The sequence below is a fragment of the Nonomuraea sp. ATR24 genome (assembly GCF_041950485.1).
Taxonomy (GTDB): Bacteria; Actinomycetota; Actinomycetes; order Streptosporangiales; family Streptosporangiaceae; genus Nonomuraea; species Nonomuraea ceibae.
The window spans coordinates 19642-45331 of the sequence record NZ_JBGNUU010000016.1; the positions used below are offsets into that span (position 1 = coordinate 19642).

Annotated in this window: 28 protein-coding genes and 1 riboswitch; of the genes, 16 read left to right on the plus strand and 12 right to left on the minus strand. The window is 70.7% G+C overall.

The window, feature by feature from the left end; all coding sequences use genetic code 11:
* The first annotated feature begins 123 nt into the window (after positions 1-123).
* Genes ACBI99_RS31940 through ACBI99_RS31955 form a run of 4 tightly spaced genes read left to right on the plus strand, consistent with a single transcriptional unit; the run spans position 124 to position 4067 of the window.
* Positions 124-1068 carry an ABC transporter permease gene (locus ACBI99_RS31940; protein WP_219506218.1) on the plus strand — a complete coding sequence of 315 codons (945 nt, stop codon included), beginning with the start codon at positions 124-126 and terminating at the stop codon, positions 1066-1068.
* Positions 1061-2017, plus strand: a complete 957-nt coding sequence (locus ACBI99_RS31945; RefSeq protein ID WP_219506220.1) for an ABC transporter permease — start codon at positions 1061-1063, stop codon at positions 2015-2017. The genes ACBI99_RS31940 and ACBI99_RS31945 overlap by 8 nt, the downstream gene beginning before the upstream one ends.
* Positions 2018-2029: 12 nt before the next feature.
* Positions 2030-3067, plus strand: coding sequence for an ABC transporter ATP-binding protein (locus tag ACBI99_RS31950; protein WP_308125795.1), 1038 nt, complete (start codon positions 2030-2032; stop codon positions 3065-3067).
* Entirely contained in the window at positions 3051-4067 is a 1017-nt protein-coding gene (locus ACBI99_RS31955) for an ABC transporter ATP-binding protein (RefSeq protein WP_219506222.1), read from the plus strand. Before ACBI99_RS31950 ends, ACBI99_RS31955 begins: the two co-directional genes overlap by 17 nt.
* Positions 4068-4080: 13 nt before the next feature.
* Here the strand turns inward: ACBI99_RS31955 and mycP are convergent, their stop codons facing one another.
* The 3 genes from mycP to ACBI99_RS31970 all read right to left on the minus strand — a co-directional run bounded on the left by mycP (position 4081) and on the right by ACBI99_RS31970 (position 6786).
* On the minus strand, positions 4081-5274 hold the full coding sequence (gene mycP / locus ACBI99_RS31960) for a type VII secretion-associated serine protease mycosin (protein ID WP_375074173.1): 1194 nt from the start codon (positions 5272-5274) through the stop codon (positions 4081-4083).
* Complete coding sequence (locus ACBI99_RS31965) at positions 5271-5897, minus strand: hypothetical protein (protein ID WP_219506225.1); 627 nt, start codon at positions 5895-5897, stop codon at positions 5271-5273. Before ACBI99_RS31965 ends, mycP begins: the two co-directional genes overlap by 4 nt.
* An 82-nt stretch (positions 5898-5979) precedes the next feature.
* Positions 5980-6786, minus strand: coding sequence for an SAM-dependent chlorinase/fluorinase (locus ACBI99_RS31970; RefSeq protein ID WP_357591496.1), 807 nt, complete (start codon positions 6784-6786; stop codon positions 5980-5982).
* A gap of 117 nt (positions 6787-6903) precedes the next feature.
* On the opposite strand from ACBI99_RS31970, the gene ACBI99_RS31975 reads away from it, so the two are divergent.
* From ACBI99_RS31975 to ACBI99_RS31985, 3 genes are read left to right on the plus strand one after another with little or no spacing between them, the layout of a single operon-like run.
* Positions 6904-7206, plus strand: coding sequence for a DUF3263 domain-containing protein (locus ACBI99_RS31975; RefSeq protein WP_219506231.1), 303 nt, complete (start codon positions 6904-6906; stop codon positions 7204-7206).
* A gap of 39 nt (positions 7207-7245) precedes the next feature.
* A complete protein-coding gene (otsB, locus tag ACBI99_RS31980; protein WP_219506234.1) occupies positions 7246-8019 on the plus strand; it encodes a trehalose-phosphatase in 774 nt (257 codons plus the stop codon).
* A 35-nt stretch (positions 8020-8054) separates the two neighbouring features.
* Complete coding sequence (locus ACBI99_RS31985) at positions 8055-8639, plus strand: hypothetical protein (protein ID WP_375074174.1); 585 nt, start codon at positions 8055-8057, stop codon at positions 8637-8639.
* 4 nt (positions 8640-8643) lie between these two features.
* Here ACBI99_RS31985 and ACBI99_RS31990 read toward each other — a convergent pair whose 3' ends face one another.
* Positions 8644-10068, minus strand: a complete 1425-nt coding sequence (locus ACBI99_RS31990; protein WP_219506239.1) for a trehalose-6-phosphate synthase — start codon at positions 10066-10068, stop codon at positions 8644-8646.
* Between the two features lie 66 nt (positions 10069-10134).
* Here ACBI99_RS31990 and ACBI99_RS31995 point away from each other — a divergent pair, with 66 nt between their 5' ends.
* The 6 genes from ACBI99_RS31995 (at position 10135) to ACBI99_RS32020 (ending at position 15439) form a co-directional block, all read left to right on the plus strand.
* A complete protein-coding gene (locus ACBI99_RS31995; protein WP_219506241.1) occupies positions 10135-10689 on the plus strand; it encodes an RNA polymerase sigma factor in 555 nt (184 codons plus the stop codon).
* Between the two features lie 85 nt (positions 10690-10774).
* Positions 10775-10915, plus strand: a riboswitch (SAM riboswitch).
* Between the two features lie 13 nt (positions 10916-10928).
* The gene (thrC, locus tag ACBI99_RS32000) at positions 10929-12158 is read left to right on the plus strand and encodes a threonine synthase (protein ID WP_375074175.1); all 1230 of its coding nucleotides are present in this window, start codon (positions 10929-10931) and stop codon (positions 12156-12158) included.
* A 24-nt stretch (positions 12159-12182) separates the two neighbouring features.
* Positions 12183-12458, plus strand: coding sequence for a MoaD/ThiS family protein (locus ACBI99_RS32005; protein WP_043633550.1), 276 nt, complete (start codon positions 12183-12185; stop codon positions 12456-12458).
* Between the two features lie 247 nt (positions 12459-12705).
* A complete protein-coding gene (locus ACBI99_RS32010; protein ID WP_090947280.1) occupies positions 12706-12906 on the plus strand; it encodes a cold-shock protein in 201 nt (66 codons plus the stop codon).
* Between the two features lie 294 nt (positions 12907-13200).
* Positions 13201-14829 carry a chaperonin GroEL gene (groL, locus tag ACBI99_RS32015; protein WP_219506245.1) on the plus strand — a complete coding sequence of 543 codons (1629 nt, stop codon included), beginning with the start codon at positions 13201-13203 and terminating at the stop codon, positions 14827-14829.
* A gap of 187 nt (positions 14830-15016) precedes the next feature.
* The gene (locus ACBI99_RS32020) at positions 15017-15439 is read left to right on the plus strand and encodes a nuclear transport factor 2 family protein (RefSeq protein WP_364180552.1); all 423 of its coding nucleotides are present in this window, start codon (positions 15017-15019) and stop codon (positions 15437-15439) included.
* Here the strand turns inward: ACBI99_RS32020 and ACBI99_RS32025 are convergent.
* Positions 15423-16319: a LysR family transcriptional regulator gene (locus tag ACBI99_RS32025; protein WP_364180554.1), complete on the minus strand. Its 897-nt coding sequence runs from the start codon at positions 16317-16319 to the stop codon at positions 15423-15425. The genes ACBI99_RS32020 and ACBI99_RS32025 overlap by 17 nt on opposite strands.
* An 83-nt stretch (positions 16320-16402) precedes the next feature.
* Between ACBI99_RS32025 and ACBI99_RS32030 the strand changes: the two genes are divergently transcribed.
* Positions 16403-16753, plus strand: coding sequence for a DoxX family protein (locus tag ACBI99_RS32030; protein ID WP_375074176.1), 351 nt, complete (start codon positions 16403-16405; stop codon positions 16751-16753).
* Positions 16754-16760: 7 nt separating this feature from the next.
* Here ACBI99_RS32030 and ACBI99_RS32035 read toward each other — a convergent pair whose 3' ends face one another.
* Positions 16761-17162: a MerR family transcriptional regulator gene (locus ACBI99_RS32035; RefSeq protein ID WP_375074177.1), complete on the minus strand. Its 402-nt coding sequence runs from the start codon at positions 17160-17162 to the stop codon at positions 16761-16763.
* A 58-nt stretch (positions 17163-17220) separates the two neighbouring features.
* Here ACBI99_RS32035 and ACBI99_RS32040 point away from each other — a divergent pair, with 58 nt between their 5' ends.
* Positions 17221-18120, plus strand: a complete 900-nt coding sequence (locus tag ACBI99_RS32040; protein ID WP_375074178.1) for an NAD(P)-dependent oxidoreductase — start codon at positions 17221-17223, stop codon at positions 18118-18120.
* Between the two features lie 221 nt (positions 18121-18341).
* On the opposite strand, the gene ACBI99_RS32045 is transcribed toward ACBI99_RS32040, so the two are convergent.
* The 3 genes from ACBI99_RS32045 to ACBI99_RS32055 all read right to left on the minus strand — a co-directional run bounded on the left by ACBI99_RS32045 (position 18342) and on the right by ACBI99_RS32055 (position 21424).
* A complete protein-coding gene (locus tag ACBI99_RS32045) occupies positions 18342-18770 on the minus strand; it encodes a GNAT family N-acetyltransferase (protein ID WP_357591481.1) in 429 nt (142 codons plus the stop codon).
* Positions 18771-18813: 43 nt separating this feature from the next.
* Positions 18814-19344 (minus strand): YbhB/YbcL family Raf kinase inhibitor-like protein, encoded by a 531-nt coding sequence (locus ACBI99_RS32050; RefSeq protein ID WP_375074179.1) that lies wholly within the window; start codon positions 19342-19344, stop codon positions 18814-18816.
* Between the two features lie 79 nt (positions 19345-19423).
* Positions 19424-21424: an AAA family ATPase gene (locus ACBI99_RS32055; RefSeq protein WP_357591479.1), complete on the minus strand. Its 2001-nt coding sequence runs from the start codon at positions 21422-21424 to the stop codon at positions 19424-19426.
* A gap of 124 nt (positions 21425-21548) precedes the next feature.
* Here ACBI99_RS32055 and ACBI99_RS32060 point away from each other — a divergent pair, with 124 nt between their 5' ends.
* Entirely contained in the window at positions 21549-21887 is a 339-nt protein-coding gene (locus ACBI99_RS32060; RefSeq protein ID WP_219506262.1) for a hypothetical protein, read from the plus strand.
* Between the two features lie 199 nt (positions 21888-22086).
* On the opposite strand, the gene ACBI99_RS32065 is transcribed toward ACBI99_RS32060, so the two are convergent.
* From ACBI99_RS32065 to ACBI99_RS32075, 3 genes are read right to left on the minus strand one after another with little or no spacing between them, the layout of a single operon-like run.
* Positions 22087-23739, minus strand: coding sequence for a DNA repair helicase XPB (locus ACBI99_RS32065; protein ID WP_219506264.1), 1653 nt, complete (start codon positions 23737-23739; stop codon positions 22087-22089).
* Positions 23740-23798: 59 nt separating this feature from the next.
* Entirely contained in the window at positions 23799-24164 is a 366-nt protein-coding gene (locus tag ACBI99_RS32070) for a hypothetical protein (RefSeq protein WP_219506267.1), read from the minus strand.
* 26 nt (positions 24165-24190) lie between these two features.
* Positions 24191-25690 (minus strand): class I adenylate-forming enzyme family protein, encoded by a 1500-nt coding sequence (locus ACBI99_RS32075; RefSeq protein WP_375074180.1) that lies wholly within the window; start codon positions 25688-25690, stop codon positions 24191-24193.

Genomic DNA, 25690 nt, shown 5'->3' on the forward strand with positions numbered 1-25690 from the left:
CGTTGATCCAGGGGTGGGCGGCGCGCTCGTCCACCCCTTGAGAGCCCGCCTCGAAGGCAGTCGCTTGGGCCGTTTTACCCCAGGTTCCCAGGGACTGCCTTCAGGCATGTACGGGAGGCTTGTATGGGCCGTTATGTCATCAGGCGCCTGATCCAGGCGATACCAGTCCTGCTGGGCGCCACCCTGTTCATCTTCGCCATCGTCTTCGCACTTCCCGGTGACCCCGTGGAAGCGCTGGCCGGCGAGAAGCGCCAGGACCCGGCCATCTTGGCCGTCATCCGGGAGCAGTACCACCTGAACGATCCGCTTCTGGTGCAGTACTGGCACTACATCACCGGGATCATCTTCGAAGGCGACTTCGGCAAGACCTTCGCCGGGGTCCCCGTGACCGAGCTGCTGGCCGGCAAGCTCCAGGTCACGCTGAACCTCGCGCTGGTGGCGCTCACCCTCGAGGCCATCATCGGCGTCGTGCTCGGTCTTTGGGCGGCGCTGCGTCGCGGGCGGGCCACCGACACCGCGATCCTGGCCTCGACCCTGCTGCTCATCTCCGTGCCGACCCTGGTCACCGGATTCGTGCTGCAGCTCTGGCTGGGCGTCTGGCTCAAGCAGGCCGTGGGCACCGAGATCTTCCCGATCGCGGGCGCCACCCAGGGTCTGAAGTCGTACCTGCTGCCCGGGTTCGTCCTGGCCGGCACGTCGATCGCCTACCTGACCCGGCTCACCAGGACGAGCCTCGTCGAGACGCTGAGATCCGACTACATCCGCACGGCCACCGCCAAGGGCATGTCCAGGCGCCGGGTCGTCGGCAGGCACGGGTTGCGCAACGCGCTCATCCCGATGGTCACCTATCTGGGCGCCGACCTCGGCGCGCTGATGGGTGGCGCGGTCATCACCGAGACGATCTTCAACCTGCCGGGCATCGGCAAGCAGCTCTACGATGGCGTCTACCTGCGAGAGCAGCCGATCGTCGTAGGTATCGTGACAATCCTGGTGTTGGTGTACATCGTGGCGAACCTCATCGTCGACATGCTGTACGCCGTGCTCGACCCGAGGATCCGCTATGAGTGACACACCAAGCCCGGACACCCAGACGCTGACGGCGGACCAGGCCAAGCCGGCGCCGCCGCCCCCGGTCAAGCACCGCAAGAAGGAAGCCCGGTCGGCCAGCCTGTGGAGCGACGCCTGGCACGACCTGCGCCGCAGGCCGATGTTCATCTTCTCGCTGGTCCTCATCGCGATCCTGCTGGTCATGTCCTTCTGGCCGTCGCTGTTCACCTCGATCGACCCGTTCGACGCCCGCACCTGCGAGCTGTCGACGGCCCGTCAGGGACCGAGCCCCGGCCACCTGTTCGGCCGCGACAACCTCGGCTGCGACGTGTTCGCCAGGACCATCTACGGCGCCAAGAACTCGATCATCATCGGTGTCGCCACCATGGCCATCACCGCGATCGTGGGCGGGCTGCTCGGCCTCATCGCCGGCACCCGGGGCGGCATCACCGACACGATCACCTCCCGCATCACCGAGGTCTTCTTCGCGATCCCGTCCATCCTGGGCGCGCTGCTCATCACGGCGACCTTCCGGGACGCCGAGCTGGGCATCTGGATCGTGGTCTTCGCCCTGTCGATCATCGCCTGGCCGATGACGTTCCGCATCATGCGGGCCGCCGTCATCACCGCCAGGAGCCAGGACTTCGTCATGGCGGCGCGGGCGCTGGGCGCGAGCCAGAGCCGGATCATGTTCAAGCACCTGCTGCCGAACGCGGTCGCCCCGGTGATCGTCGTGGCCACCATCAACCTCGGCGGGTTCATCGCGGCCGAGGCCGCGCTGTCCTTCCTCGGGGTCGGCGTGCAGTCGCCCGACATCTCGTGGGGTCTGATGATCGCCGACGCGCGCAGCCGGTTCCTGGAGGCGCCGCTGCCGCTGGTGTTCCCCGCGGTGTTCCTGAGCATCACCGTGCTCGCGTTCATCATGCTGGGCGACGCCGTGCGCGACGCGCTCGACCCGAAGCTCAGGTAGGAGGGGGGATAAGTGAGAAAGACATCGCTGGACACGTTGCTCGCCGAGGGAGGGCGCAGCAACGAGCCGCTGCTCGCGGTCGACAACCTGCACGTGGAGTTCGCCACGCGCGCGGGCCTCGTGCGGGCCGTCAACGGGGTGAGCTACTCGCTCAACCCCGGTGAGACGGTCGCCGTGCTGGGCGAGTCGGGTTCGGGCAAGTCCGTGACCGCCCAGGCGATCATGGGCATCCTCGACATGCCGCCGGCCCGGATCCCCAAGGGGGAGATCCGTTTCCACGGCACCGACCTGCTGAGACTGTCGGAGGAGGCGCGTACCCAGGTGCGCGGCCAGCGCATCGCGATGATCTTCCAGGACGCGCTCTCCGCGCTCAACCCGGTGTTCACCGTGGGCTGGCAGATCAGCGAGATGTTCCGGGTGCACCGCGGCATGTCCAAGCGCGACGGCATGAAGAAGGCCGTCGAGCTCATGGACAAGGTCCGCATCCCCGCCGCCAAGCAGCGCGTCAACGACTACCCGCACCAGTTCTCCGGGGGCATGCGGCAGCGCATCATGATCGCCATGTCGATCGCGCTGGACCCCGAGGTGCTGATCGCCGACGAGCCGACGACCGCGCTCGACGTGACGGTCCAGGCCCAGATCATGGAGCTGCTCGCCGAGCTGCAGCGCGAGAGCAACATGGGCATGATCCTGATCACGCACGACCTCGGCGTCGTCGCCGACGTCGCCGACAAGATCGCGGTCATGTACGGCGGGCGCATCGTCGAGAACGCCACCGTGCACGAGATCTACAAGTCCCCGGCCCACCCCTACACCAAGGGGCTGCTGGAGTCGATCCCCCGGGTCGACCTCAAGGGCCAGGAGCTCTACGCGATCAAGGGCCTGCCGCCCAACCTGCTCGACATGCCGACCGGCTGCGCCTTCCACCCGCGGTGCCCGTACCGCCAGGACAACTGCGTGACCGACGTCCCCCCGCTGCACGAGATCAGCGGTACGCGCAACAGCGCCTGCCACTACTGGAGGGAGGTCCTCGATGGCGACCAAAGGTGAGCGCATCCTCGAGGTCCGCGATCTGGTGAAGCATTTTCCCCTGACCCAGGGGATCATGTTCAAGAAGCAGATCGGCGCGATCAAGGCCGTCGACGGGGTCTCGTTCGATCTCGACAGGGGCGAGACGCTGGGCATCGTGGGCGAGTCCGGGTGCGGCAAGTCCACGCTGGCCAAGGTGCTGATGGCGCTGGAGCGGCCGACGTCCGGCTCGGTGAAGATCAACGGCCGGGACATCGCCAAGGCCAGGGGCGCCGAGCTCAAGCGGATGCGGCGCAACATCCAGATGGTGATGCAGGACCCGTACACCTCGCTGAACCCCCGGATGACGGTCGGCGACATCATCGGCGAGCCGTACGACATCCACACCGAGGTCGCGCCCAAGGGTGACCGGGCCCGCAGGGTGCAGGAGCTGCTGGAGGTCGTGGGCCTCAACCCCGACCACATCAACCGCTACCCGCACCAGTTCTCGGGCGGTCAGCGGCAGCGCATCGGCATCGCCCGCGGGCTGGCGCTCCAGCCGGAGATCATCGTCTGTGACGAGCCGGTCTCGGCGCTGGACGTGTCGATCCAGGCGCAGGTGATCAACCTGCTGGAGCGGCTGCAGAACGAGTTCAACCTGGCCTACATCTTCATCGCGCACGACCTGTCGGTGGTGCGCCACATCTCCGACCGGGTCGCGGTGATGTACCTGGGCAAGGTCGTGGAGATCGGCAAGGACGTCGACATCTACGACAAGCCCGCGCATCCCTACGCGCAGGCGCTGCTGTCGGCCGTGCCGGTGCCCGACCCCGAGGGTCGGGAGCAGCGCGAGCGGATCATCCTCCAGGGTGACCCGCCGTCGCCGGCCAACCCGCCGTCCGGCTGCCGGTTCCGCACCCGGTGCTGGAAGGCGCAGGAGATCTGCGCGACCGAGGAGCCGCTGCTGCAGATCCGGCCGGGGACCACGCACGAGAGCGCGTGCCACTTCGCCGAGACGCACGACGTGGTGCACGTGAGCTAGGCGCACTCCGCCTTCAGAGGCCCTCCGCGGACCGGTCCGCGGAGGGCCTCGCGCGTCTGCGGTGGCGCACGACGACGCGGGCGGCCAGGACGCAGGCGAGCACGAGCAGGCCCGCCACCACCGGCGTGCGCGACCAGGGCCGCTCGGGCGGCGGCAGGCCCGCGCCGAAGTGGGCGCCGGGGATCGGCGGCGGCGGGGCCGGGCCGGCCAGCCGGGCCGCCTGGCGCAGGGCCAGGGCCGCGTTGACCACGCCGTGGCCGTAGGAGCGGTCGTAGCCGCCGTCGGGCCGCCTGCGGGTGCCCGCCTCGATCGCCCGGCGCACCTGGAAGGGCGACAGCTCCGGGTGGGCCGCCCTGATCAGCGCCGCGATGCCCGCCACCAGGGCCGCCGCCGAGCTGGTGCCGTCGCCCACCACGTACGAGCCGGACGGGCCGGCGGTGACGATGCCGGTGCCGGGGGCGACGACCGACAGGTAGTCGCGGCGGTTGGAGAAGGGCGCGGGGCGGAGCCTGCGGTCGACCGCGCCGACGGCGATCACCCCGGGGTAGGCGGCGGGGAAGTTCTTCCTGTTGGCGCCCTCGCCGTCGTTGCCGGCCGAGGCGACCAGCACCGCCCCCTTGGAGACGGCGTACTGCACGGCCTCCTCCTCGGCGGCCGAGCCCTCCCAGGCGCCGCTGCCGCCGCCCAGCGACATGCTGATGACGTCGGCGCCCTGGTCGACGGCGTAGCGGATGCCCCGGGCGAGCGCGTCCCTGCCGCCGCCGCGCTGCTTCTCGCGCATCGGGTCGGAGCTCTCCAGCGTGACGCGGACCGACAGCACCCGGGCCGCCGGGGCCACGCCGAGCACGCCCTGGCTGCGGCCGTCGCCGTGGCCACGCCCGGCGATCAGGCTGGCCATCGCCGTGCCGTGGTGGCCCCATAGGCCCGCCCGCCTGCCGACGCCGGTCAGGTCGGGGCCCTGCCGCACCGCGCCCGCCAGGTCGGGGTGGGCGCGTACGCCGGTGTCGAGGACGGCGACGAGCACGCCCTCGCCCCTGCTGGAGCGCCACGCCTCCGGCAGCCGCAGCGCGTCGAGCTGCCACTGCCGGGCCCGTGCCGCGACGGCCAGCTCGTCGGCGGGGCTGAGCGCCGCGCCGCCCGCGGGTAACGCGGCCACCCCGACCAGGAGCAGCAGCGGCATGAGCGGCAGCAGCAGGGATCGGATCACCGGGTGAGGCTCCGGTGCAGCGTGGTGGCGAGCTGGAGGGCGATGCCGCGTAAGCGGGCGGTGGCCGGGTCGCCGGGGCGGTAGGGCCTGCCGTCGGCGTGCCCGGCGGCCGTGGCCACCAGGTAGCGCTCGTGGGTGGAGATCAGCGCGCCGGTGAAGTACTGGCGTTCGCCGAACCGTTCGGCAGGGCCGCCGGGGAAGGCGACGGGCCGGACGGTGGGCGGTCGCTGGCCCATGACGGTGGAGGCGGCGGCCGCGATCGGGGCGCGCTGCCGCGCGAGCACCGCGATGCCGACGGTGGCGACGAACGTGGACGTGCTGTCGGCGTAGGTGGCGCGCAGCGCCGTGACGCAGGCGGGCAGGGCGAGGACGGCGCCCGGCTGGAAGGCGGCCGGGCAGGGCGCCTCGGGCGCGACGCCGGTCAGGACGTAGGTGACCCGGGCGCCCGAGGGGCTGGTGCCGGCCACGGCCGGGGGGAAGACGCGCGTCACCGGCCAGGAGCGCCAGCGATCGGGAACGGGCGGTCCGGCAGTGGGCCAGGCCGCGGTCAGCAGGGCGAGCAGGGCAACGGACAGGTAGTACACGTCGACCTCGGAGGGAGGAGGCGCCGAACTGCCCTGCATTCTGACACGCGGCCGACGATTCGATGTGATGCTTCGGTAAACGGTCCGATACGCGGAGTAATTCCGTTCTGCGGCTTTCGTACTAGCTGACGGGGGCGAGCCGGACATGCGCTCCCGGAGGCAGTCCCAGCCGCTGGGCCGCGTCGCCCGAGTTCACCGCGAACGCGATCAGCCCCGCCGAGTCCGCGAACGCCACCAGCTCCCCGGGCGGCACCGCCGCGTACGTCTCCCGGTACGGCATCGACAGCCGGCGCCGCCCCAGCCACACCCCCACCGTGCCGCCGACCCGCAGCCCCAGCGCCTCCAGGTCGCCCGCCGGGATCGAGAGCTGCGCGTTGCCGTAGCGGTCGACCGAGACCACCTCGCCCTCCACCGCGCCGCCGCGCACCACCGAGGTCGGCTCCGGCAGCGAGATCAGCCGGTCGAGCGGCACCTCCGGCCCCAGGTCGGCCGGCCGCAGCCCGCCGCACAGCCGCGCCGCCACCGGCGCGAACACGTCACGCCCGTGGAAGGTGGGCGACACCGGGTGCAGGAAGTGCTCGTCGTTGCTGATCTCGTACGCCGCCGACGCGCCGCCGTTCGCGGCCACCGCCCACGACAGCAGCCCGTTGTCCGGCCCGATGAACACCCGGCCGCCCGCCTCGATCGCCACCGGCCGCCGCACCCCGCCGCCGCCCGGATCCACCGCGCCGATGTGCACACCCTGGGGCACGTACGGGATCGTCTGGGCGAGAATCGCCGCGCCACGCCGTACATCGCCGGAAGGAACCAGGTGACACACGTCGATCACCCGGACCTCCGGGGCGATGCCCGCGATCACGCCATGACACGCCGCGACATAGCCGTCTTCGAGGCCGTAGTCGGTGAGAAGTGTGATGACTGAGGTCACACTTGGTGACTGTACGTCTCCCAATCCGCCGTGAACAGCCGCACTCGGCACATTACGATGGCCACGGGCCGCGTGCGCGCGACGTGATCGTCACGCGCTCATCCCGAGGAGGAGACCATGGACACTGCACCGGTCAGCGGTGACAGTGCTGCCCAGGAACCCGTTCGACAGCCCCTCACCGACCGCGAACTCGAGCTCCTCGCCTTCGAACGCCACTGGTGGCGCTACGCGGGCGCCAAGGAGCAGGCCATCAAGGAGACCTTCGGGTTCTCCGCCACCCGCTACTACCAGTTGCTCGGCGAGCTCATCGACCGGCCGGAGGCGCTGGAGCAGGACCCGATGCTGGTCAAGCGCCTGCGCAGGCTGCGTGCCACGCGACAGCGCGAGCGCGCGGCCAGACGGCTTGGCATGCGTCCCTGACCTGTTGGGTACGGCAGGCGCGTGGAGAACATCCCTGGAATGGAAGCGATACTGAAGGATCCGGCGGGCGCCGTGATCGGGCTCGACTTCGACGGCACCCTCTCGCCGATCGTGCCCGACCCCGCGGCCGCCCGGATCCACCCCGAGGCCGCCGCCGTTCTCGCCGAGCTGGGCCGCCACGTCAAGGCGATCACCATCGTGACCGGCCGGCCGGTGGCCACCGCCCTGCGGCTCGGCCCCGGGCTGGCCGACGTGCCCGGCCTGGTGGTGCTCGGCCACTACGGGTTCGAGCGCTGGGAGCAGGGCGAGATCACCGGGCCGCCGCCCCCGCCCGGGGTGCCGAGGGCCGAGGCCGAGCTGCCGTTCGTGCTCGACGCGCTCGGCCTGACGGCGGGCGTCGCCGTCGAGGACAAGGGCCGCGCCGTCGCCGTGCACACCCGCCGCGCCCCCGACCCCGAAGGGACGCTGGCCAAGCTGCGCGAGCCGATGGCCAAGCTGGCCGAGAAGCACGGGCTGGTCGTCGAGCCGGGCAGGCTGGTGCTGGAGCTGCGCCCGCCCGGCATGGACAAGGGCCAGGCGCTCAGCCTGTTCCTGGCCGAGCGGGAGGCGCGGTCGGTGCTGTTCGCGGGCGACGACCTCGGCGACCTGGCCGCGTTCGAGGCGGTCAGGGGAGCCGGCGTGCCCGGCGTGACCGTCTGCAGCGGCTCGGCCGAGGTGACGGCGCTGGCCGAACGGGCCGACATCGTCGTGGACGGGCCTGACGGCGTGGTCGCCCTGCTCAAGGAGTTGACGTCGGCTTTCAGCCGTTCATGAGTGGCTTGCAAGTCGGCTCGGCTACCGTCGGGATCATGCTCAAGCGCTCACTGGCCGTAACCGCCGTCGCCGCCTCCGCCCTCCTCCTGGTCCCCGCCGCCGCCGCGAACGCGGCGCCCGCCCAGCAGCTGAAGCTGCGCGGCGGCCTGACCCTCTATGTGCCGATCAAGTGGAAGGTGTACGGCGGCGGCACCGACTACGTGCACGTCGTGACCGGGAAGTGCGCCCACCCCGGCGGCGGCTTCTTCACCCCCGACTGCAAGGGCTTCTGGATCTTCGGTCCGAAGGCCATCAAGAGCGGCGCCGAGGGCTTCGGACCCTACAACGCCCAGCGGGGCGGCTACTACCCGGCCTCCGACGTGCAGCGCTGCCCTGCCGACGGGCGGCTGCTGCGCGGCGAGCGCATCGGCAGGCACGTCAAGGGCCTGCGCCAGGTCGGGCCCGGCCACGAGGCCCACTACCACGAGTTCACCACCCGCTGCCGGACCCACTCGGGCAAGAGCACCAGGACCAGGTTCACCACCCGCGAGTGGTATCTGCCTGCCACGAAGGTGCTGGTCGTCGACGAGTGGAAGACGCCGGGCCTGACCGACACGCTGCGCAACGCCGACTGGCGGTGACCCGTCAGCCCAGCGCGTCGAGCTGGGCGGCCAGCCAGCGCTGCGGCGGCAGGGCCGTGGCCGCCGCCTCCAGCCGGGCCCGGCGGCGCGTCCGCTCCTCCTCGGGCATCACCAGCGCCCGGTGCAGCGCGCCGGCCGTGCCGCTGACGTCGTAGGGGTTGACCAGCAGAGCGTCGGCGCCCAGCTCGGTTGCCGCGCCCGCCTCCCGCGACAGCACCAGCGCGCAGCGCGGCGACAGCACCGGGCCCTCCTTGGCCACCAGGTTCATGCCGTCGCGGATCGGGTTGACCAGCAGCACGTCGGCCATCCTGTAGGCGGCCAGCGAGCGCGGGTAGTCGTCGTTGACGTTGAGGATCAGCGGGTCCCAGTCCTCGGTGGCGTAGGCGTCCTCGATCTCCTGCGCGCAGCGCTGCACCGAGGCGGTGTACTCGCGGTATTCGGGCAGGTCGTGGCGGCTCGGGTAGGCGAACGCCAGGTGCACCACCCGGCCGTGCCACTCCGGATGCGCGTCCAGGAACTCGCGGTAGGCGAGCAGACCGCGCACGATGTTCTTCGACAGCTCCGTGCGGTCGATGCGGACGATCAGCTTGCGGTCGCCGACCTGCTCGCGCAGCGCGGCCATGTGCGACTCGACGTCGGGCTCGCCGGCCCGCGCCCACAGCGCCTTGCCGTCGACGCCCAGCCCGTGGACGCCGATCCGGGTGACGCGCCCCTCGTGCGTGACCGTACGGGCCGCGCCGTCGACCTCGGCGCCGAGCAGAGCCGCGCAGCAGTCCATGAACGCCTCCGCCCACCGCCCGGTGAGGAACCCGGCGTGATCGGCGCCCAGGATGCCCTCCAGGACCTCGCGGGCCACCTCGTCGGGCAACAGCGAGAAGTATTCGGGCGGCGCCCACGGCGTGTGGCTGAAGTGCGCGATGCGCAGGTCGGGCCGCTCGGCCCGGAGCATCGCCGGGGTCAGCGTCAGGTGGTAGTCCTGCACCATCACCCGCGCCCCGTGGCCCGCCTCCTCGGCCAGCGCCAGCGCGAACGCGCCGTTGTAGTCGCGGTAGGACTCCCAGTCGCGCTGGAACCTGGTGCCGAACACCGGCGCGTTGGGGATGTCGTAGAGCAGATGGTTGACGAACCAGAGCGTCGAGTTGGCGATCGAGTTGTAGGCGCGGTGGAAGGTGGCCGGCGCGATGTCGAGCATCCGCAGCGCCCCGGTGTCGTAGCCCGCCTGGTCGAGCCGGCCGCCGGGGGCCTGCCGCACCGCGCTGCGGTCGCCGTCGGACAGCGCCGCGCATACCCACAGCACGCCCGCGTCCCGGGCGACTCCGGACAAGCCGGACACCAGGCCGCCGCCGCCGCGTCTCATCGTCAGCTCGCCGTCGTCGGAGACGGTGAACGAGACCGGGCCTCTGTTGGAGGCGAGCAGGACGCTGTTCATCGACGCTCCCAGGAGTTACGACGAGGAGATGTCACGGAGGTGTCTCCCGACCTTAGGATCCCAGCTATGGCGCTAGATGAGGCAACCGAAGAACTCGCCCGCTCGGCCGCCGTAGGAGATCATCGCGCACTCGGCGAGCTCCTGCGCCGGATCGAGCCGGACGTGCTGCGGCACTGCGCCCGCATCCTGCCCTACCACCAGGACGCGGAGGAGGCGGCCCAGGACACCCTGCTGGCCGTCGCCCGCAACATCGGGCGGTTCGAGGGGCGCGCCAGGTTCAGCACGTGGCTGCACATCGTGACCGCCAACTGCGCGCGGACCACGTACCGGTCGCTGAAGCGCAGGGCGGCGGAGCAGAGCTCCGACGAGCTGCCCATGCAGAAGCCCGACGTGCGGCGGGTCAGCGTGATCGCCGGGTCGCGGCTCGACCTGCTCGACGCGATGGAGGCGCTGGAGGCCGACAAGCCCGACCTGGCGCAGGCCCTGGTGCTGCGCGACATCGTCCAGCTCGACTACAGCGAGGTGGCCGAGCAGCTCAACATCCCGCTCGGCACGGCCAAGTCGCGCATCCACCAGGCCCGCAAATACGTGCAGGCGGCGCTCGGCGAGGACTATCGGTGAGACCGGTTGTCTCGCGGAGTGAGACGACTGGTCAGTTCACGGCTCGGATTGGGTAGAGTCCGAGTCAGCAACTCTAACTGAATATTGCTCATCCAGAGGGGTGGAGGGACCGGCCCTGCGAAGCCCCGGCAACCCTCCCGGCTTGTGACTCGCGACCTGCGAGGCCGACCGGGACAGGGTGCCAATTCCGGTCCGTGGTCAGGGTGGCCGCGGACGAAGATGAGGGAAGGCCTCGCTTCATGTCGCTCGACTTCGGTCCCGCCGTCGCTCTCTCCTGCCGCGAGTGCGGCACCCGCTACCCGCTGGGCCCCAGCTTCGCCTGCCTGGAGTGTTTCGGGCCGCTCGAGGCGGCCTACTCCTTCGGGAACGTGACCCGCGCCGACATCGAGTCGGGCCCGGCCAACATCTGGCGCTACCGCTCGCTGCTGCCGGTGCCGGTCGACGTCGCGTCCAAGCCCAACATGAACCCCGGCTGGACCAAGCTCGTCAAGGCGGGCAACCTGGGCCGGGCGCTGGGCATCAAGTCCCTGTACGTCAAGGACGACTCGGGCAACCCCACCCACTCCTTCAAGGACCGGGTGGTGGCCATCGCCGTCGAGGCGGCCCGCAACTTCGGCTTCCACACGCTGTCGTGCTCCTCCACCGGCAACCTGGCCGGCGCGGTGACGGCCGCCGCCGCCAGGGCCGGCCTGGATGCCTGCGTGTTCATCCCCGCCGACCTGGAGCAGGCGAAGATCGCCATGGCCCGGGTGTTCGGCGGCAAGCTGATCGGCATCGACGGCACCTACGACGAGGTCAACCGGTTCTGCTCGGAGCTCATCGGCGACCCGCTGGGCGACAAGTGGGGATTCGTCAACGTCAACCTGCGGCCCTACTACGCCGAGGGCTCCAAGACGCTCGCCTACGAGATCGCCGAGCAGCTCGGCTGGAAGTTGCCCGAGCAGATCGTCATCCCGATCGCCTCCGGCTCCCAGCTCACCAAGATCGACAAGGGCTTCAAGGAGCTCATCCAGCTCGGCCTGGTCGAGGACAGCCCGTACAAGGTGTTCGGGGCGCAGGCGCTCGGCTGCTCGCCGGTCTCGGCCGCCTACAAGGCCGGCCACGACGTCGTCCAGCCGGTCAAGCCCGACACCATCGCCAAGTCGCTGGCCATCGGCAACCCCGCCGACGGCCCCTACGTGCTCGACATCGCGCGCCGCACCGGCGGGGCGGTGGAGGACGTCACGGACGCCGAGATCGTCGCCGCGATCAAACTGCTGGCCTCGACCGAGGGCATCTTCGCCGAGACGGCCGGCGGTGTGACCGTCGGCGTGCTGAAGAAGCTCGTCGAGACCGGCCAGCTCGACCCCGAGGCCGAAACCGTGGTGCTCAACACCGGTGACGGGCTCAAGACGCTCGACGCGGTCACCGACGTCACCCCCACGGCCGTGATCCGGCCCTCTCTCGACGCGTTCCGCGCGACTGTCTGACAACCAGGAAAGGCGAGATTTACCATGAGCGTTTCTGTGCGGATTCCCACCATCCTGCGCACCTACACCGGCGGTAACGCGGAGGTGAGTGGAGAGGGCGCGACGCTGCGTGACGTGCTTGCCAAGCTCGACTCCGACTACCCGGGCATCGGCGCGCGCATTCTTGATGAATCGGGCAAGATTCGTCGTTTTGTCAACGTTTACGTTGGCGAAGAGGATGTCCGTTTCGCCGAGGGGCTCGACACTCCCGCCCCTGAGGGCACTCAGATCTCCATCATCCCGGCGGTCGCGGGCGGCTGAGAACCCCCCGATCTCCAGAACGACCCTCTAGAAGGCGCCCCATGCGGGCGCCTTCTCTTTTGTGAAATACAAGGTTGAACCAGTTAGCGTGAGGTGAAATACCCGATTTGCCGATTGACTCTGTTGCCAAACGCCTTCCCACAGGTATGGTCGAGTGCGATCGTACGGCTGATATCCATTAGTCAGGCGATTGTGGGTCTCGCGGAGGAATGGGCGGGATCTATGAGCCCAGTAAGAGGAGTCGGAAGTGGCGCAGGGCACCGTCAAGTGGTTCAACGCGGACAAGGGCTACGGCTTCATCGCGGTAGACGGTGGTAAGGATGTATTCGTCCATTACTCGGCAATCTTGATGGACGGGTATCGGTCTCTCGAGCAGGGCCAACGGGTCGAGTTCGAGATCACGCAGGGCCAGAAGGGACCGCAGGCGGAGTCCGTCCGCTCGGTCTGACGTGGTGAGCACGGGCGGCTCGCACGTCAGCGCAGTACGTGCGAACCGCCACCTCTCGTCCCCTCACGTACGGCGGGCTCACGGGCCCGCCGTACCGACGTGACCTGGGGCGGGGTGCTGTCGGCTTGCACTCGACCGGGTAGAGTGCTAAACAATTCGTTGGCACTCTCTGTCGCAGAGTGCCAACCCTGGGATCGAGACGATGGGGTCCGCCGAAGGAGCTGCGGGCCCACATGCCGTCGCGGGCGTCGGCTCGATCGCAGCAGCCACCCTGTGTCTGGGAGGTCTAGCCTTATGGCAGCCAAGATGATCGCGTTTGACGAGGACGCCCGGCGCGGTCTCGAGCGCGGTATGAACCAGCTCGCCGACGCCGTCAAGGTGACCCTGGGGCCCAAGGGCCGCAACGTCGTGCTGGAGAAGAAGTGGGGCGCCCCCACGATCACCAACGACGGTGTCTCCATCGCCAAGGAGATCGAGCTCGAGGACCCGTGGGAGAAGATCGGCGCCGAGCTGGTCAAGGAAGTCGCCAAGAAGACCGACGACGTCGCGGGCGACGGCACCACCACCGCCACCGTGCTCGCCCAGGCGCTCGTCCGTGAGGGCCTGCGCAACGTGGCCGCCGGCGCCAACCCGATGGCTCTGAAGAAGGGCATCGAGGCGGCCGTGGAGCGGGTCAGCGAGGAGCTGTCCAAGCTGGCCAAGGACGTGGAGACCAAGGAGCAGATCGCCTCCACCGCCTCCATCTCCGCCGCCGACCCCGAGATCGGCTCGCTCATCGCCGAGGCGATGGACAAGGTCGGCAAGGAAGGCGTCATCACCGTCGAGGAGAGCAACACCTTCGGCCTCGAGCTCGAGCTCACCGAGGGCATGCGCTTCGACAAGGGCATGACGTCGATGTACTTCGTGACGGACTCCGACCGTATGGAGGCTGTGCTCGAGGACCCGTACATCCTCATCGTCAACTCGAAGGTCTCGGCCAACAAGGACCTGCTGCCCCTGCTCGACAAGGTCGTGCAGTCCGGCAAGCCGCTCCTCATCATCGCCGAGGACATCGAGGGCGAGGCCCTGGCCACCCTCGTGGTCAACAAGATCCGCGGCCTGTTCCGCTCCGTGGCCGTCAAGGCCCCGGGCTTCGGTGACCGCCGCAAGGCCATGCTCGGCGACATCGCCATCCTCACCGGTGGCCAGGTCATCGCCGAGGAGGTCGGTCTCAAGCTCGAGAACGCCACCCTCGACCTGCTCGGCCGCGCCCGCAAGGTCGTCGTCACCAAGGACGAGACCACGATCGTCGACGGCGCCGGTGACGCCGACGCGATCAGCGGCCGCGTGAACGAGATCCGCGCCGAGATCGAGCGCACGGACTCCGACTACGACCGCGAGAAGCTCCAGGAGCGCCTGGCCAAGCTCGCCGGTGGCGTCGCCGTCATCAAGGCGGGCGCGGCCACCGAGGTCGAGCTCAAGGAGCGCAAGCACCGCATCGAGGACGCCGTGCGCAACGCCAAGGCGGCCGTCGAGGAGGGCATCGTCCCCGGTGGTGGCGTGGCGCTGCTGCAGGCCGGCGCCAAGGCCTTCGACAAGCTGGAGCTGACCGGCGACGAGGCCACCGGTGCCGCGATCGTCCGCAAGGCCCTGGAGGAGCCGCTCAAGCAGATCGCGGTCAACGCCGGCCTCGAGGGCGGCGTCGTGGTCGAGCGCGTGCGCAACCTCACCCCGGGTGAGGGCCTCAACGCGGCCACCGGCGAGTACGTCAACATGTTCGAGTCGGGCATCCTCGACCCGGCCAAGGTGACGCGCTCGGCGCTGCAGAACGCCGCCTCCATCGCGGCGCTCTTCCTCACCACCGAGGCCGTCATCGCCGAGAAGCCCGAGAAGACCCCGGCCGCTCCCGCTGGCATGCCCGGCGGCGGCGACATGGACTTCTAGGTCCGATCGCGTTCCACGTGGCGATAGCGTCAGCCCGGTCCGGATTTCCGGCTCGGGCTGATGTGTTTATCGGAGCCGTCCCTAAATAGGGGCGGCTTCTTCTCTTGTGCGCGACAAACAGGTCTGATCCACGCCAGCCAGGTTCCGGTCCGGGTGGAACTCTGGGGCAATGAGCGCTTGGGCAGTCATGGAGAAGTTTTACGCCGCCGAGGCCGCGTACGTCGCCGCCGGCGGATTCGGCAAGGCGTCGTACGACGACGTCGCCGTACACCTCGACCCTGAAGTGGTGCTGCACCAGGCGCCGGGATTGCCTTTCACCGGAACGGGAACCTGGCGCGGGCATGACGGGATGGAACGCTTTCTCGCCGCCTTCAGCGAGGTGTGGGAGTCGATGGAATTCCTGGAGCAGGAGCATTGGGGCGACGACAGCACGGTGGTCGTCCGCAACCGGGTCCGCTTCCGCGCCCGCGCCACCGGGCGGGACGTCGACGCCCTGATCATGCAGCTGATCACCGTACGGGACGGGCGCATGCTCGAATGCCGGCCCTTCTACTGGGACCCCCAGGCCATCGCCGACGCCTGCCGCCCGCCGGTCAGTCGTTCCGCCTGACGGCCAGGCAGCAGCGGACGAAGTCCTGGACGACGGGGTTGGCGTCGTCGGCCGGGGTCCAGGCGACGCCCACGCGGGTGGGGCTGACGCCGCTGACGGGGCGGTACGTGACGCCTGGGCGGGCGTAGAAGCGGGCGGCGGACTCCGGGGCCAGGGCGACGCCGTAGCCGTTGGCGATGGCGCTGAGCCAGTCGTCGGGCTGCTCCGTGACGGCGCCGACGCGCACCGGGTGGCCGTCGCGCTCGTCCGCCGCCAGCCAGTAGTCCCGCCACGGGCCCGTCTCCACCGGAGCCGCCACGAACGGCTCGTCCCACAGCTCCTCGAAGGCGATCACGTCGCGGGCGGCCAGCGGATGGGCCGAGGGCAGCGCCACCCAGCGCGGCTCGGAGAAGAGCACCTCCACGCGCAGCGCGTCCTGGCCGGGGAACGGCAGGCGCAGCAGGGCCACGTCGACGTCCCCCGTGGCGAGCCCGGCCGTCGGGTTCGACCAGGCGGCCTGGCGCAGGTCGGCCCGCCAGCCCGGCCTGGCACGGGCGAACTCCGCCACGATGCGCTGGGTGGCCTCGTTGGCGGCGCTGGCCAGGAAGCCCACCCGCAGCACGCGGGCCGCCCGGCCGGCCGCCTGCCTGGTGCGCCGCAGCGCCACGTCCCAGTCGGCCAGCAGGGCGGGCGTCCGCTCCGCCAGCGCCCGGCCCGCCTCGGTCAGGGACATCCCGGCCCGGGAACGATGGAACAGCTCGGCGCCGAGCAGCGCTTCGAGCTGCTTGATCTGCTTGGTCAGCGCCGGCTGCGACACGTACAGGCGAGCTGAGGCCCGGGTGAGGCTGCCTTCCTCCGCCACGGCGACGAAGTAGCGCAGCAACCTCGTGTCCACATCCATGCCCCCAGGTTATAGACGCAGGTATTGGACGCCGGTGGGGGCGCGGGACAAGGCTGGGATGTGGGAGGAAAGGGGGAAAGGCAATGTACGTCGCCTATGTGGTCGTCACGGTGGCCACGATCGTGATCAACCTCTGGGCCGCCGTCGCCGACTTCGCCCGCGCCGAGATCGTCCTGGCCAACGCCGCGGCTGTCGGCATCTCGCCGTCCTGGATACCGCTGCTGGGCCTGCTCAAGGCGGCCGGGGCCGTGGGACTGCTCCTCGGGCTGGTGGGGGTGCCGTTCGTGGGGGGCGCCGCCGCTCTGGGGCTCGTGCTGTTCTTCGTGGGGGCGGTGGCTCTCCACGTCCGGCAACGGGTGTTCGGGAACATCGGCTTCCCGGGGGTCTTCCTCGCGTTCGCCGTCGCGTCCCTCGTGCTGGGGGCCGCCGGGTGACGCCCGGTCAGGTGGCCGGTGCGATCGCTTCGCACTCCGACGGGTCCACGGGATCGAGCGCCGAGGTGGTCGCGAGGATGGCGTCCAGCCGGTCACGGGCGGCCATGAGGTCGGCCGCGGCGGCGCTGAGCCGCTCACGCTCGCGCAGCAGGTCGGGGATCATCCCGCCACAGGCCGGCGCCAGCATCCCGCCGTCGTCGACCATGCACGGGAGCACCTCGCCGATCGTCGTGGTGCTGAGCCCGGCGGCGAGCAGGAGCCGGATGCCCCGCACCGTGGCGGCGTCCTCCTCGCGATACTCCCGATAGCCGCTGGGCCGGCGCAACGGCCGGAGCAGGCCCTGTTCCTCGTAGTAACGCAACGAGCGCACACTGGCGCCCGTGAGCCGCGACAGTTCTCCGATCCGCATGTGACGACCGCCACTTCGAGTTGACTCTCACGCCGATGTGAGAGTCCAGCCTATGTGTATGACAGAACAGCATCCATCCGGACAGAACAGCACCGCGGTCACCGTCATCGGCCTGGGCCCCATGGGCTTGGTCCTGGCGGAGACGCTTCTCGGCAAGGGCCTGACCCTGACGGTGTGGAACCGCACCCCCGGCAAGGCCGACGCCCTCGCCGCCAAGGGGGCGCGCCGCGCGGCCACCGTCGCCGAGGCCGTGGCCGCCAGCCCCGTCACGATCCTGTGCCTCAACGACTACCCGACCACGCACCGCGTCCTCGACGCCGCCGGTGCCGCCTTCCAGGGCCGCACGCTGGTGAACCTCACCTCCGGGACGCCCGCGGAAGCGCGCGACACGGCGGACTGGGCAGCCGGGCGCGACCTCGGCTACCTCGACGGCGCGATCATGGTGCCGCCGCCGCTCGTCGGCGAGCCCGGGTCGGTCTTCCTGTACGCCGGGCCGCAGGACGTCTTCGACCGGCACCGGGAGACGCTGGCGCTCCTGGGCGACCCCCGCCACCTCGGCGCCGACCCCGGCCTGGCCGTGCTGTTCAACACCGCCATGCTGGAGATGATGTACGCGACCGTGAACGGGTTCCTGCACGCCGCCGCGCTGGTCGGCTCGGCGGGGGCGCCGGCGGCCGAGTTCTCCGAGCTCGCGCTGGGCTGGTTCATGCCCGTGGTGCTCAACCCCGCCTGGCTCGCCCAGCAGGCGCCGAGCCTGGACGAAGGGGCGTATCCGGGAGATCTGGGGACGCTGCAGATGAACTTCAACGCGCTGGAGCACATCGTCCGGACCAGCGCCGAACAGGGCGTCCATTCCGAGCAGCCCCGGTTGATGAAGGAACTCGCCGAACGGGCGATCGCGGAGGGGCACGGGAGCGAGAACTACTTCGCCATGTTCGAGATCTTCAAGCAGGGGTGAAGGTGGTTCTGGGCCTGCTTCGGGGTGGCGGGTGGCCGCTCTCGTCCGCGGTTTCCGTGGGGGTGGGACGAGGTGGTCACGTTGCGGGCCTGGCGAGCGGGGCGCTTGTGGCGGGGCGTCCCTTGGACGCGGCCCGAGCCGCCGGCGCGCGAAGCGCGTGGGTCGAGGACCTTGGGGGTGGGGGCCGGAGACCCTGCGGGGCGGTCCGGGCGGTGGGGCGGTCAGGGCAGGGGCTTGACCCAGCGGGACCACTCTGGCTGGGGTGAGTAGCCGGCGGCGGACCAGGCCGGGTGGGCGAGGGTGTTGTCGTGCAGCACCATGGCGTCGGCCCGGAAGGCGCCGAAGGCGGTGAAGCGGCGTTCGGCGGCGGCGAGCAGCGCGGTGGCGATGCCCTTGCGGCGGTGGGCCGGGTGGACGGCGAGGCGGTACAGGTGTGCCCGCCAGCCGTCCCAGCCGGCGATGAGGGTGCCCGCGAGCGCGCCGTCGAGCTCGGCGATCAGCAGCGCCTCCGGGTCGCGTTCGAGCAGGGCGGTGACCTTGTCGGGGGAGTCGCGGCGGTCGGTGCCTTCGGCGGCGTGGAGCCAGAAGTCCAGGACGGGCTCCACGTCGCCCGGGCCGCCGAACCGGATGTCCACCCCGAGGTCTCTCATGGTTCGCGAACTTATCAAATGGCCGCGAACCGATCAGAGCCGGTCAGACGCCGTAATGGGCGATGATGTGGCCGCGCGCCAGGGTGTTGGCGGTGATGTTGAAGCCGACCGCGGCGGGGGAGGTGTCGCTGTCGACGCCGAGGCTGTCGACCGACAGCGCGTGCACGGTGAAGACGTAGCGGTGCGGGTCGCCGGGCGGGGGCGCGGCGCCGCCGTACTCCTTGGTGTTGTAGTCGTTGCGGGCGTGGACGGCGCCCTGCGGCAGGCCCTTGAACTCGGGGCCGGTGCCGGCGCCGGTGGGCAGCTCGGTCACCGAGGAGGGGATGTCGAACAGCACCCAGTGCCAGAACCCGCTGCCGGTGGGGGCGTCGGGGTCGAAGCAGGTGACGGCGTAGCTCCTGGTGCCGTCGGGGGCGCCGGACCAGCGCAGGGCGGGGGACAGGTTCTGGCCCGTCATGCCCCAGTCGTTGAAGACGTGGAGGTCGTTCAGCCGGTCGCCGTCGGTGATGTCGTCGCTCTGCACGACGAGCGCCGGGGCGGACGGCAGGTGTTCGTGTGGCAGCGGTGCCGGCACGGTTTCCTCCTAGGGGTGATGGCTTTTCCCCGTCATCCTAGGAGCGATCGGCGCCGCTGCCACTGCCCCGCGCGCCGTGTCAGCCGGTGAGCTGGGCGGGCAGGGGTTTGGCGTGCAGGACGGTCAGGGACGTCACGGCACGGGTGAGCACCACGTACAGGCGGGCGAGCCCGCGGGGCTCGGCGTCGACGATGTCGGCGGGCTCGACCACGATCACGTGGTCGTACTCCAGGCCCTTGGCCAGCGTCGCCGGGACGATCAGCAGGCGGTGCTCGTCGGCCGCGTCGGGGTCGAGGACGGCGTGGGCGACGCCGTCGAGCGCGGCGGACGCGGACGCCACCTGCGCGTCGGGGACGATGACGCCGATCGAGCCCTCCTTGGCCAGGGTTTCGGTCACGGCCTGGCGGAGCTCGCCGCCGGGCCGTACCGAGAGTGAGCCGGCGCCGGGGCGCAGGGAGCGGGGGGCGGCCAGGCCGGGGGCGATGGAGGGGAGCAGGCGGGCGGCGTAGTCGAGGACCTCGCGCGGCACGCGGAAGCCGAGCGTCAGCTCGGTGACCTCGCCGGTGTCCTGGCCGAGGTGGCGCAGCACGTCCTCCCAGGAGCTGGTGGACCACGGGGTGGTGCCCTGGGCGAGGTCGCCGAGCACGGTGGCGGAGCCGTTGCGGCAGCGCCGGCCGAGCGCGCGGAGCTGCATCTGCGACAGGTCCTGGGCCTCGTCGACCACCAGGTGGCCGAGTGAGGGCGTGCGTTCGACGAGGTCGGCGAGCTCGTCGAGGAGCGCGGCGTCGGCCGCGGACCATTTCGCGGACTTCCAGCTCCGGTACGGTTTCCGCCAAAGGATCATTTGCTGCTCGTCGGGCGACAAATCGGATTTGGCGGCCTTGGCGAGGAACTCCGCGTCCGACAGCAGCCGATACAGCACCTGCTCCGGCGTCAGCTTCGGCCACACCGCGTCGACGAGCTGCTTGACCGGCTTCGACCGGGCCACCGCGTCCTGCACCCGGTCGTCGGGCGACTCGCCGCGCTGCTCCATCCGTACGAGCACCAGGTGCGCCAGCCGCTGGGCCAGTGCCGCCCGGCCGGGACCGTAGCGGGTGGTGCCGCGCAGCGAGGCGACGATCTCGCGCACCTCGTAGTCGGCCACCCGGTGCCGGTAGGCGCCCTTGGTGAACACCAGGCCCTCTTCGGGCTTGACGATGTGCAGCCACAGGGCGCGTTCGAGGACGGCGGCCATGCGGGCGTCGCCCTTGACGGCGGCGACCAGGGGGTCCTCGGCGGCGGCGTGCTCGCCGAGCAGCCCGGCCACCGTCGTCTGGTCGACCTTGACCTCGCCGAGCGCGGGGAGCACGGAGGAGATGTAGGACAGGAAGGCGCGGTTCGGCCCGACGATCATCACACCGGACCTGGCGAGCCGCTCGCGGTGGGTGAACAGCAGGTAGGCGGCCCGGTGCAGGCCGACCGCGGTCTTCCCGGTGCCGGGGGCGCCCTGCACGCACACGGTCTGGGCGAGCGCGGCGCGGACGATCTCGTCCTGGTCGGGCTGGATCGTGGCCACGATGTCGCGCATCGGGCCGGTGCGGGGGCGTTCGATCTCCTCGGTGAGGATCCTGGAGGGGCCGATGTCGCCGCCCTGGCCGAGCGGCTCGTCCTCGAACGCGGTCAGCGCCCCGCCGTGATAACCGAAGCGGCGCCGCAGCACGACGCCCATCGGGTCGGCCGGGCTCGCCTGGTAGAAGGCCCGCGACACCGGGGCCCGCCAGTCGATCACCAGGGGCCGGCTGCCGCCGTCGTGGACGTGGCGGCGGCCGACGTAGATGGTGGGCGGCAGGTCGTCGTCGGCGCCCCGGTCGAGGCGGCCGAAGAACAGCGGTGTGTCGGGGTGGTCGGCCAGCGCGGCGACCCGCTGGTCGAGCAGCGACTGGAGGATCTGCTGCGACACCCAGTCGCCGGCGGCGTCGGCCGACAGCGACTGCGCGTGGGCGCGCATGGCCTTCAGCGCGGCGCGGGACTCGGCCAGGTGGGCCTGTTCGGCCGCGAGCACGTCGGAGGGTATGTCGGGAGCCAGTTGGTCTGTGGGCATGCGAAAGCGCCTCCCGGTGGTGGTCGGAGGTGGTGGTAACAGGTAGCGAATCCGCCAGTTTAGTGGCCGTGCCGGTGGGCCTCAAAAGCATTTAGCCGGGCGCGCGAGGGGGTAGGAAACCGGCGTGGCGCGCGTCCGGCTCGGCATCTCGCCGATCATTCCCACCGTCGCGAGCTTCCTGCTGGCGGCGCTGTGGGGGCTGTCGGTGTTCGCGGGCTGGGGGCTGCAGGCGTTCTGCTCGGGGACCGAGCTCGCCGCCGACTGCTCGCGCCGGCTCGCCGGGGTGTCCGCGGTGTCGGGGCTGTTCGCCGTCGCCGCCGCGGGCTGCACGCTGGCGGCCTGGCTGGCCGGAGCGGCCCGGCGCGACCCGCGGCTGTTCGGCAGGCTGATGGGAGCGGGGGCCGCGGCGTGGATCGCGGCCGAAGGAGTGCTGTTCCTCGGCGGCCTGCTGCTCCGCACCTAGCTGTAACGAAGCTGGGAAATACCGAAAAATCCGGGCATACCAGGTGCGTTTGTCGGATCATCAGGGTATGTCGCTGCCGGACTGGCAGCGCCGATGAGAGGACGCAGTGAGGGGGGTGGTTCGATTGTCGACGGCCCGCGGAGTCTCGTGGACGTGAGGCACTAGACCTGGCCTGGCCGCTCTTACGGAGCGGCCGGGCTCACACCCCGCCCAGCACGTCGTCGGCGTCGATGATCTGGTACGCGTATCCCTGCTCGGCCAGGAACCGCTGACGATGCGCCGCGAACTCCTGGTCGACCGTGTCACGGCTCACCACCGTGTAGAAGCGCGCGCCGCCCCCGTCGGACTTGGGCCGCAGCACCCGCCCGAGCCGCTGCGCCTCCTCCTGGCGCGACCCGAACGTGCCCGACACCTGGATGGCCACCGCCGCCTCCGGCAGGTCGATGGAGAAGTTGGCCACCTTCGACACCACCAGGACCTGGATCTCCTTGTCGCGGAACGCCTGGTAGAGCCGTTCGCGCTCCTTGATCCGCGTCTCGCCCTTGATGACCGGCGCGTTCAGGTGCTCGCCCAGCTCGTCGAGCTGGTCGATGTACTGGCCGATGACCAGCACCTGCTCGCCCAGGTGCCGCCGGACCAGCGCCTCCGTCACGTGCGTCTTGGACGGCGTCGTCGCGCAGAACCGGTAGCGCTCCTCCGCCTCGGCCATCGCGTACGCCAGCCGCTCCTCGTCGCTCAGCGTGACCCGCACCTCGACGCAGTCGGCCGGGGCGATCCAGCCCTGGTTCTCCATCTCCTTCCAGGGCGCGTCGTAGCGCTTGGGGCCGATCAGCGAGAACACGTCGCCCTCGCGGCCGTCCTCGCGCACCAGCGTCGCCGTCAGGCCGACGCGGCGGCGGGCCTGCAGGTCGGCGGTCATCCGGAAGATCGGCGCGGGCAGCAGGTGCACCTCGTCGTAGACGATCAGCCCCCAGTCGCGGGCGTCGAACAGCTCCAGGTGGCTGTAGACGCCTTTGCGCCGGGTCGTCATCACCTGGTAGGTGGCGATCGTGACCGGGCGGATCTCCTTCTTCGAGCCGGAGTATTCGCCGATCTCGTCCTCGGTCAGCGAGGTGCGCTTGAGCAGCTCCTGCTTCCACTGATGGGCGCTGACCGTGTTGGTGACCAGGATGAGCGTCGTCGCCTGGGCGTGGGCCATCGCGGCCGCGCCGACGATCGTCTTGCCCGCGCCGCACGGCAGCACGACCACGCCGGAGCCGCCGTGCCAGAACGCGTCGGCCGCCTCCTGCTGGTAGGGGCGCAGCGACCAGCCGTCCTGCGCGAGCTTGATCGTGTGGTGCTCGCCGTCGACGTAACCGGCCAGGTCCTCGGCCGGCCAGCCCAGCTTGAGCAGCGCCTGCTTGACGTTGCCCCGGTCGCTCGGGTGCACGACGACCGAGTCGCCGCCCAGCCGCTCGCCCAGCATCGGCTGGATCTTCTTCGAGCGCAGCACCTCTTCGAGCACGGCCCGGTCGGTCGAGGTCAGCACCAGGCCGTTGACCGGGTCCTTCTCCAGGCGCAGCCGGCCGTAGCGGGCCATGGTCTCGGCGATGTCGACCAGCAGGGCGTGCGGCACCGGGTAGCGGCTGTGGCTGATCAGCGCGTCGATGACCTGCTCGGCGTCGTGCCCGGCGGCACGCGCGTTCCACAGCGCCAGCGGCGTCACGCGGTAGGTGTGGACGTGCTCGGGCGCCCGTTCGAGCTCGGCGAACGGCGCGATGGCCTTCCGGCACGCGTCGGCCTTCTCGTGGTCGACTTCGAGCAGCAGCGTCTTGTCGGACTGGACGATGAGCGGGCCGTCGTTCACCAGCATCCCTTCTACGGTTGACGCCTATCCAACACGCGCGAAGGCCAATACAGTCCCCGGACTGGCTAGTCGTCCTCTAGATAGCCGTTGACGCCGAGGAAGACGAACAGGCCGACGGTCAGCACGAACCCGGCCCCGAACAGCACCCAGCTCCACACGACCATGGACCGGGCGGACTCGGGGGAGGCCGAGGCCCGCATCGACAGGCCGGCCAGGATCGCGCCGGGGATGCCGAGCAGGTTGCAGCAGCTCACCACGGCCAGCAGGTTGAGGACGAGGGAGACGATCGCGTTGGCGCTGGGCTGGTTGCGCGGAGGCGGCGGTGGATAGCCGTAGCCGTAGCCATAGCCGTATTCGGGAGGTGGCTGCGAGCCGTAGTCTGCGCCGTAGGGCTGGTACGGATAGCCGCCGGGCTGATCCTGCTGGCTCATGCCACCTCCTGTCCGGTCAACATTTATCACGGATTGGTCAGGTGCCCTGCCCGAATGCGGGCCCTCAGGGCCTTGCGGTCCAGCTTGAGCACGCTGGTGACGGGGATGGCGTCGACGAACGTGATCTCGCGCGGATACTTGACCCGGCCGACCCGGTCGCGGGCCCAGGTGATCAGCTCGTCGGCGGTCGCCGTCGCGCCCGGCCCGAGCTGGACGAAGGCCACGACCTCCTCGCCGTGGCGCGGGTCCGGCCGGCCGACGACGCCGGACATGACCACGTCGGGGTGGGCGTTCAGGGCGTCCTCGACGTCGCGCGGGAAGACGTTGAAGCCGCCCCGGATGATCAGGTCCTTCTTCCGGTCGACCACGTACAGGTAGCCGTCGTCGTCCACGCAGCCGAGGTCGCCGGTGCGCAGCTCGCCGCCGGCCAGCGCGGTGCCGTCGGGGTCGGGCTCGTGCTCGCCCCAGTAGCCGAGCATCAGCGCCTCGCCGGCCACGCAGATCTCGCCCACGTCGCCGGGCTCGACGGCCTCGCCGTCCGTGTCGCGGATCGTGATCGTGTAGCCGGGCAGGGGCAGCCCGGCGCTGCCGGCCTTGGGCCGGTCCGGCGGGTTGAAGGTGGTGACGGCGCTGGTCTCGGTCAGCCCGTAGCCCTCCAGGACGCGCACGCCGGGCATCCGGCGCTCGAACTCCGCCAGCGTCTCGCGGCCGAGCGGCGCCGCGCCGCAGGTGAGGAAGGCGAGGTCGGGCAGCGGGTGCTCGTCCAGCGGCTCGGCCAGCAGCATCCGCAGCATGGCGGGCACCACGGTGCCGTACTGCACGCGCTCCTCGGCGGCCAGCCGCAGGAACAGCCCAGGGTCGAACCAGCGCATGAGCACGGCCTGGGGCGGCTCGGTGGCGTGCATCCCGGCGACGGTGACGATCAGCCCGTAGGCGTGGGAGAGCGGGACGGGGACGATGGCGCGGTTGATCCCGGGCTGGTGTGACATGTCGTAGGAAGCCTTGGCCACCTGCCACAGGCCCGCGTGGCTGAGCATCACGCCCTTGGCCCGGCCGGTGGTGCCGCCCGTGTACATGAGCGCGGCGAGGTCGCCGGGGTCGCGCCGCACCGGCCCGTGCTCGGCCGCGCGTTCGAGCTCGGCGGTGCCGACATGGATGGGTACGTCCACCTCGGCTGCCTCGACGGTGGGCAGGAGCTCGGGGGAGGTGACGATCGCGCGGGCGCCGCTGTCGCGCACGATGTGGCGCAGCTCGGCGGCTCCGACGAGGAACACGACCGGCGTCACCACCGCCCCGGCGGCCCACAGCGCCTGGCAGACGACGGGCACGTCGGGCGAGGTGGCCATCATGACGACGACCCGGTCACCGGGCCGGATCCCGGCCGCCACGAAGCCGCCGCAGACCTTCCTGGCCCGCTCGGCCAGGCTGTGGCTGCGGTGCCAGTTCCCCTCGTAGAACAGCGAGTCGTAGTCCTCGAACCGGTTCCAGGACTCTTCGGCCAACCGGCCCAGCGTTTGCTCGGTCAC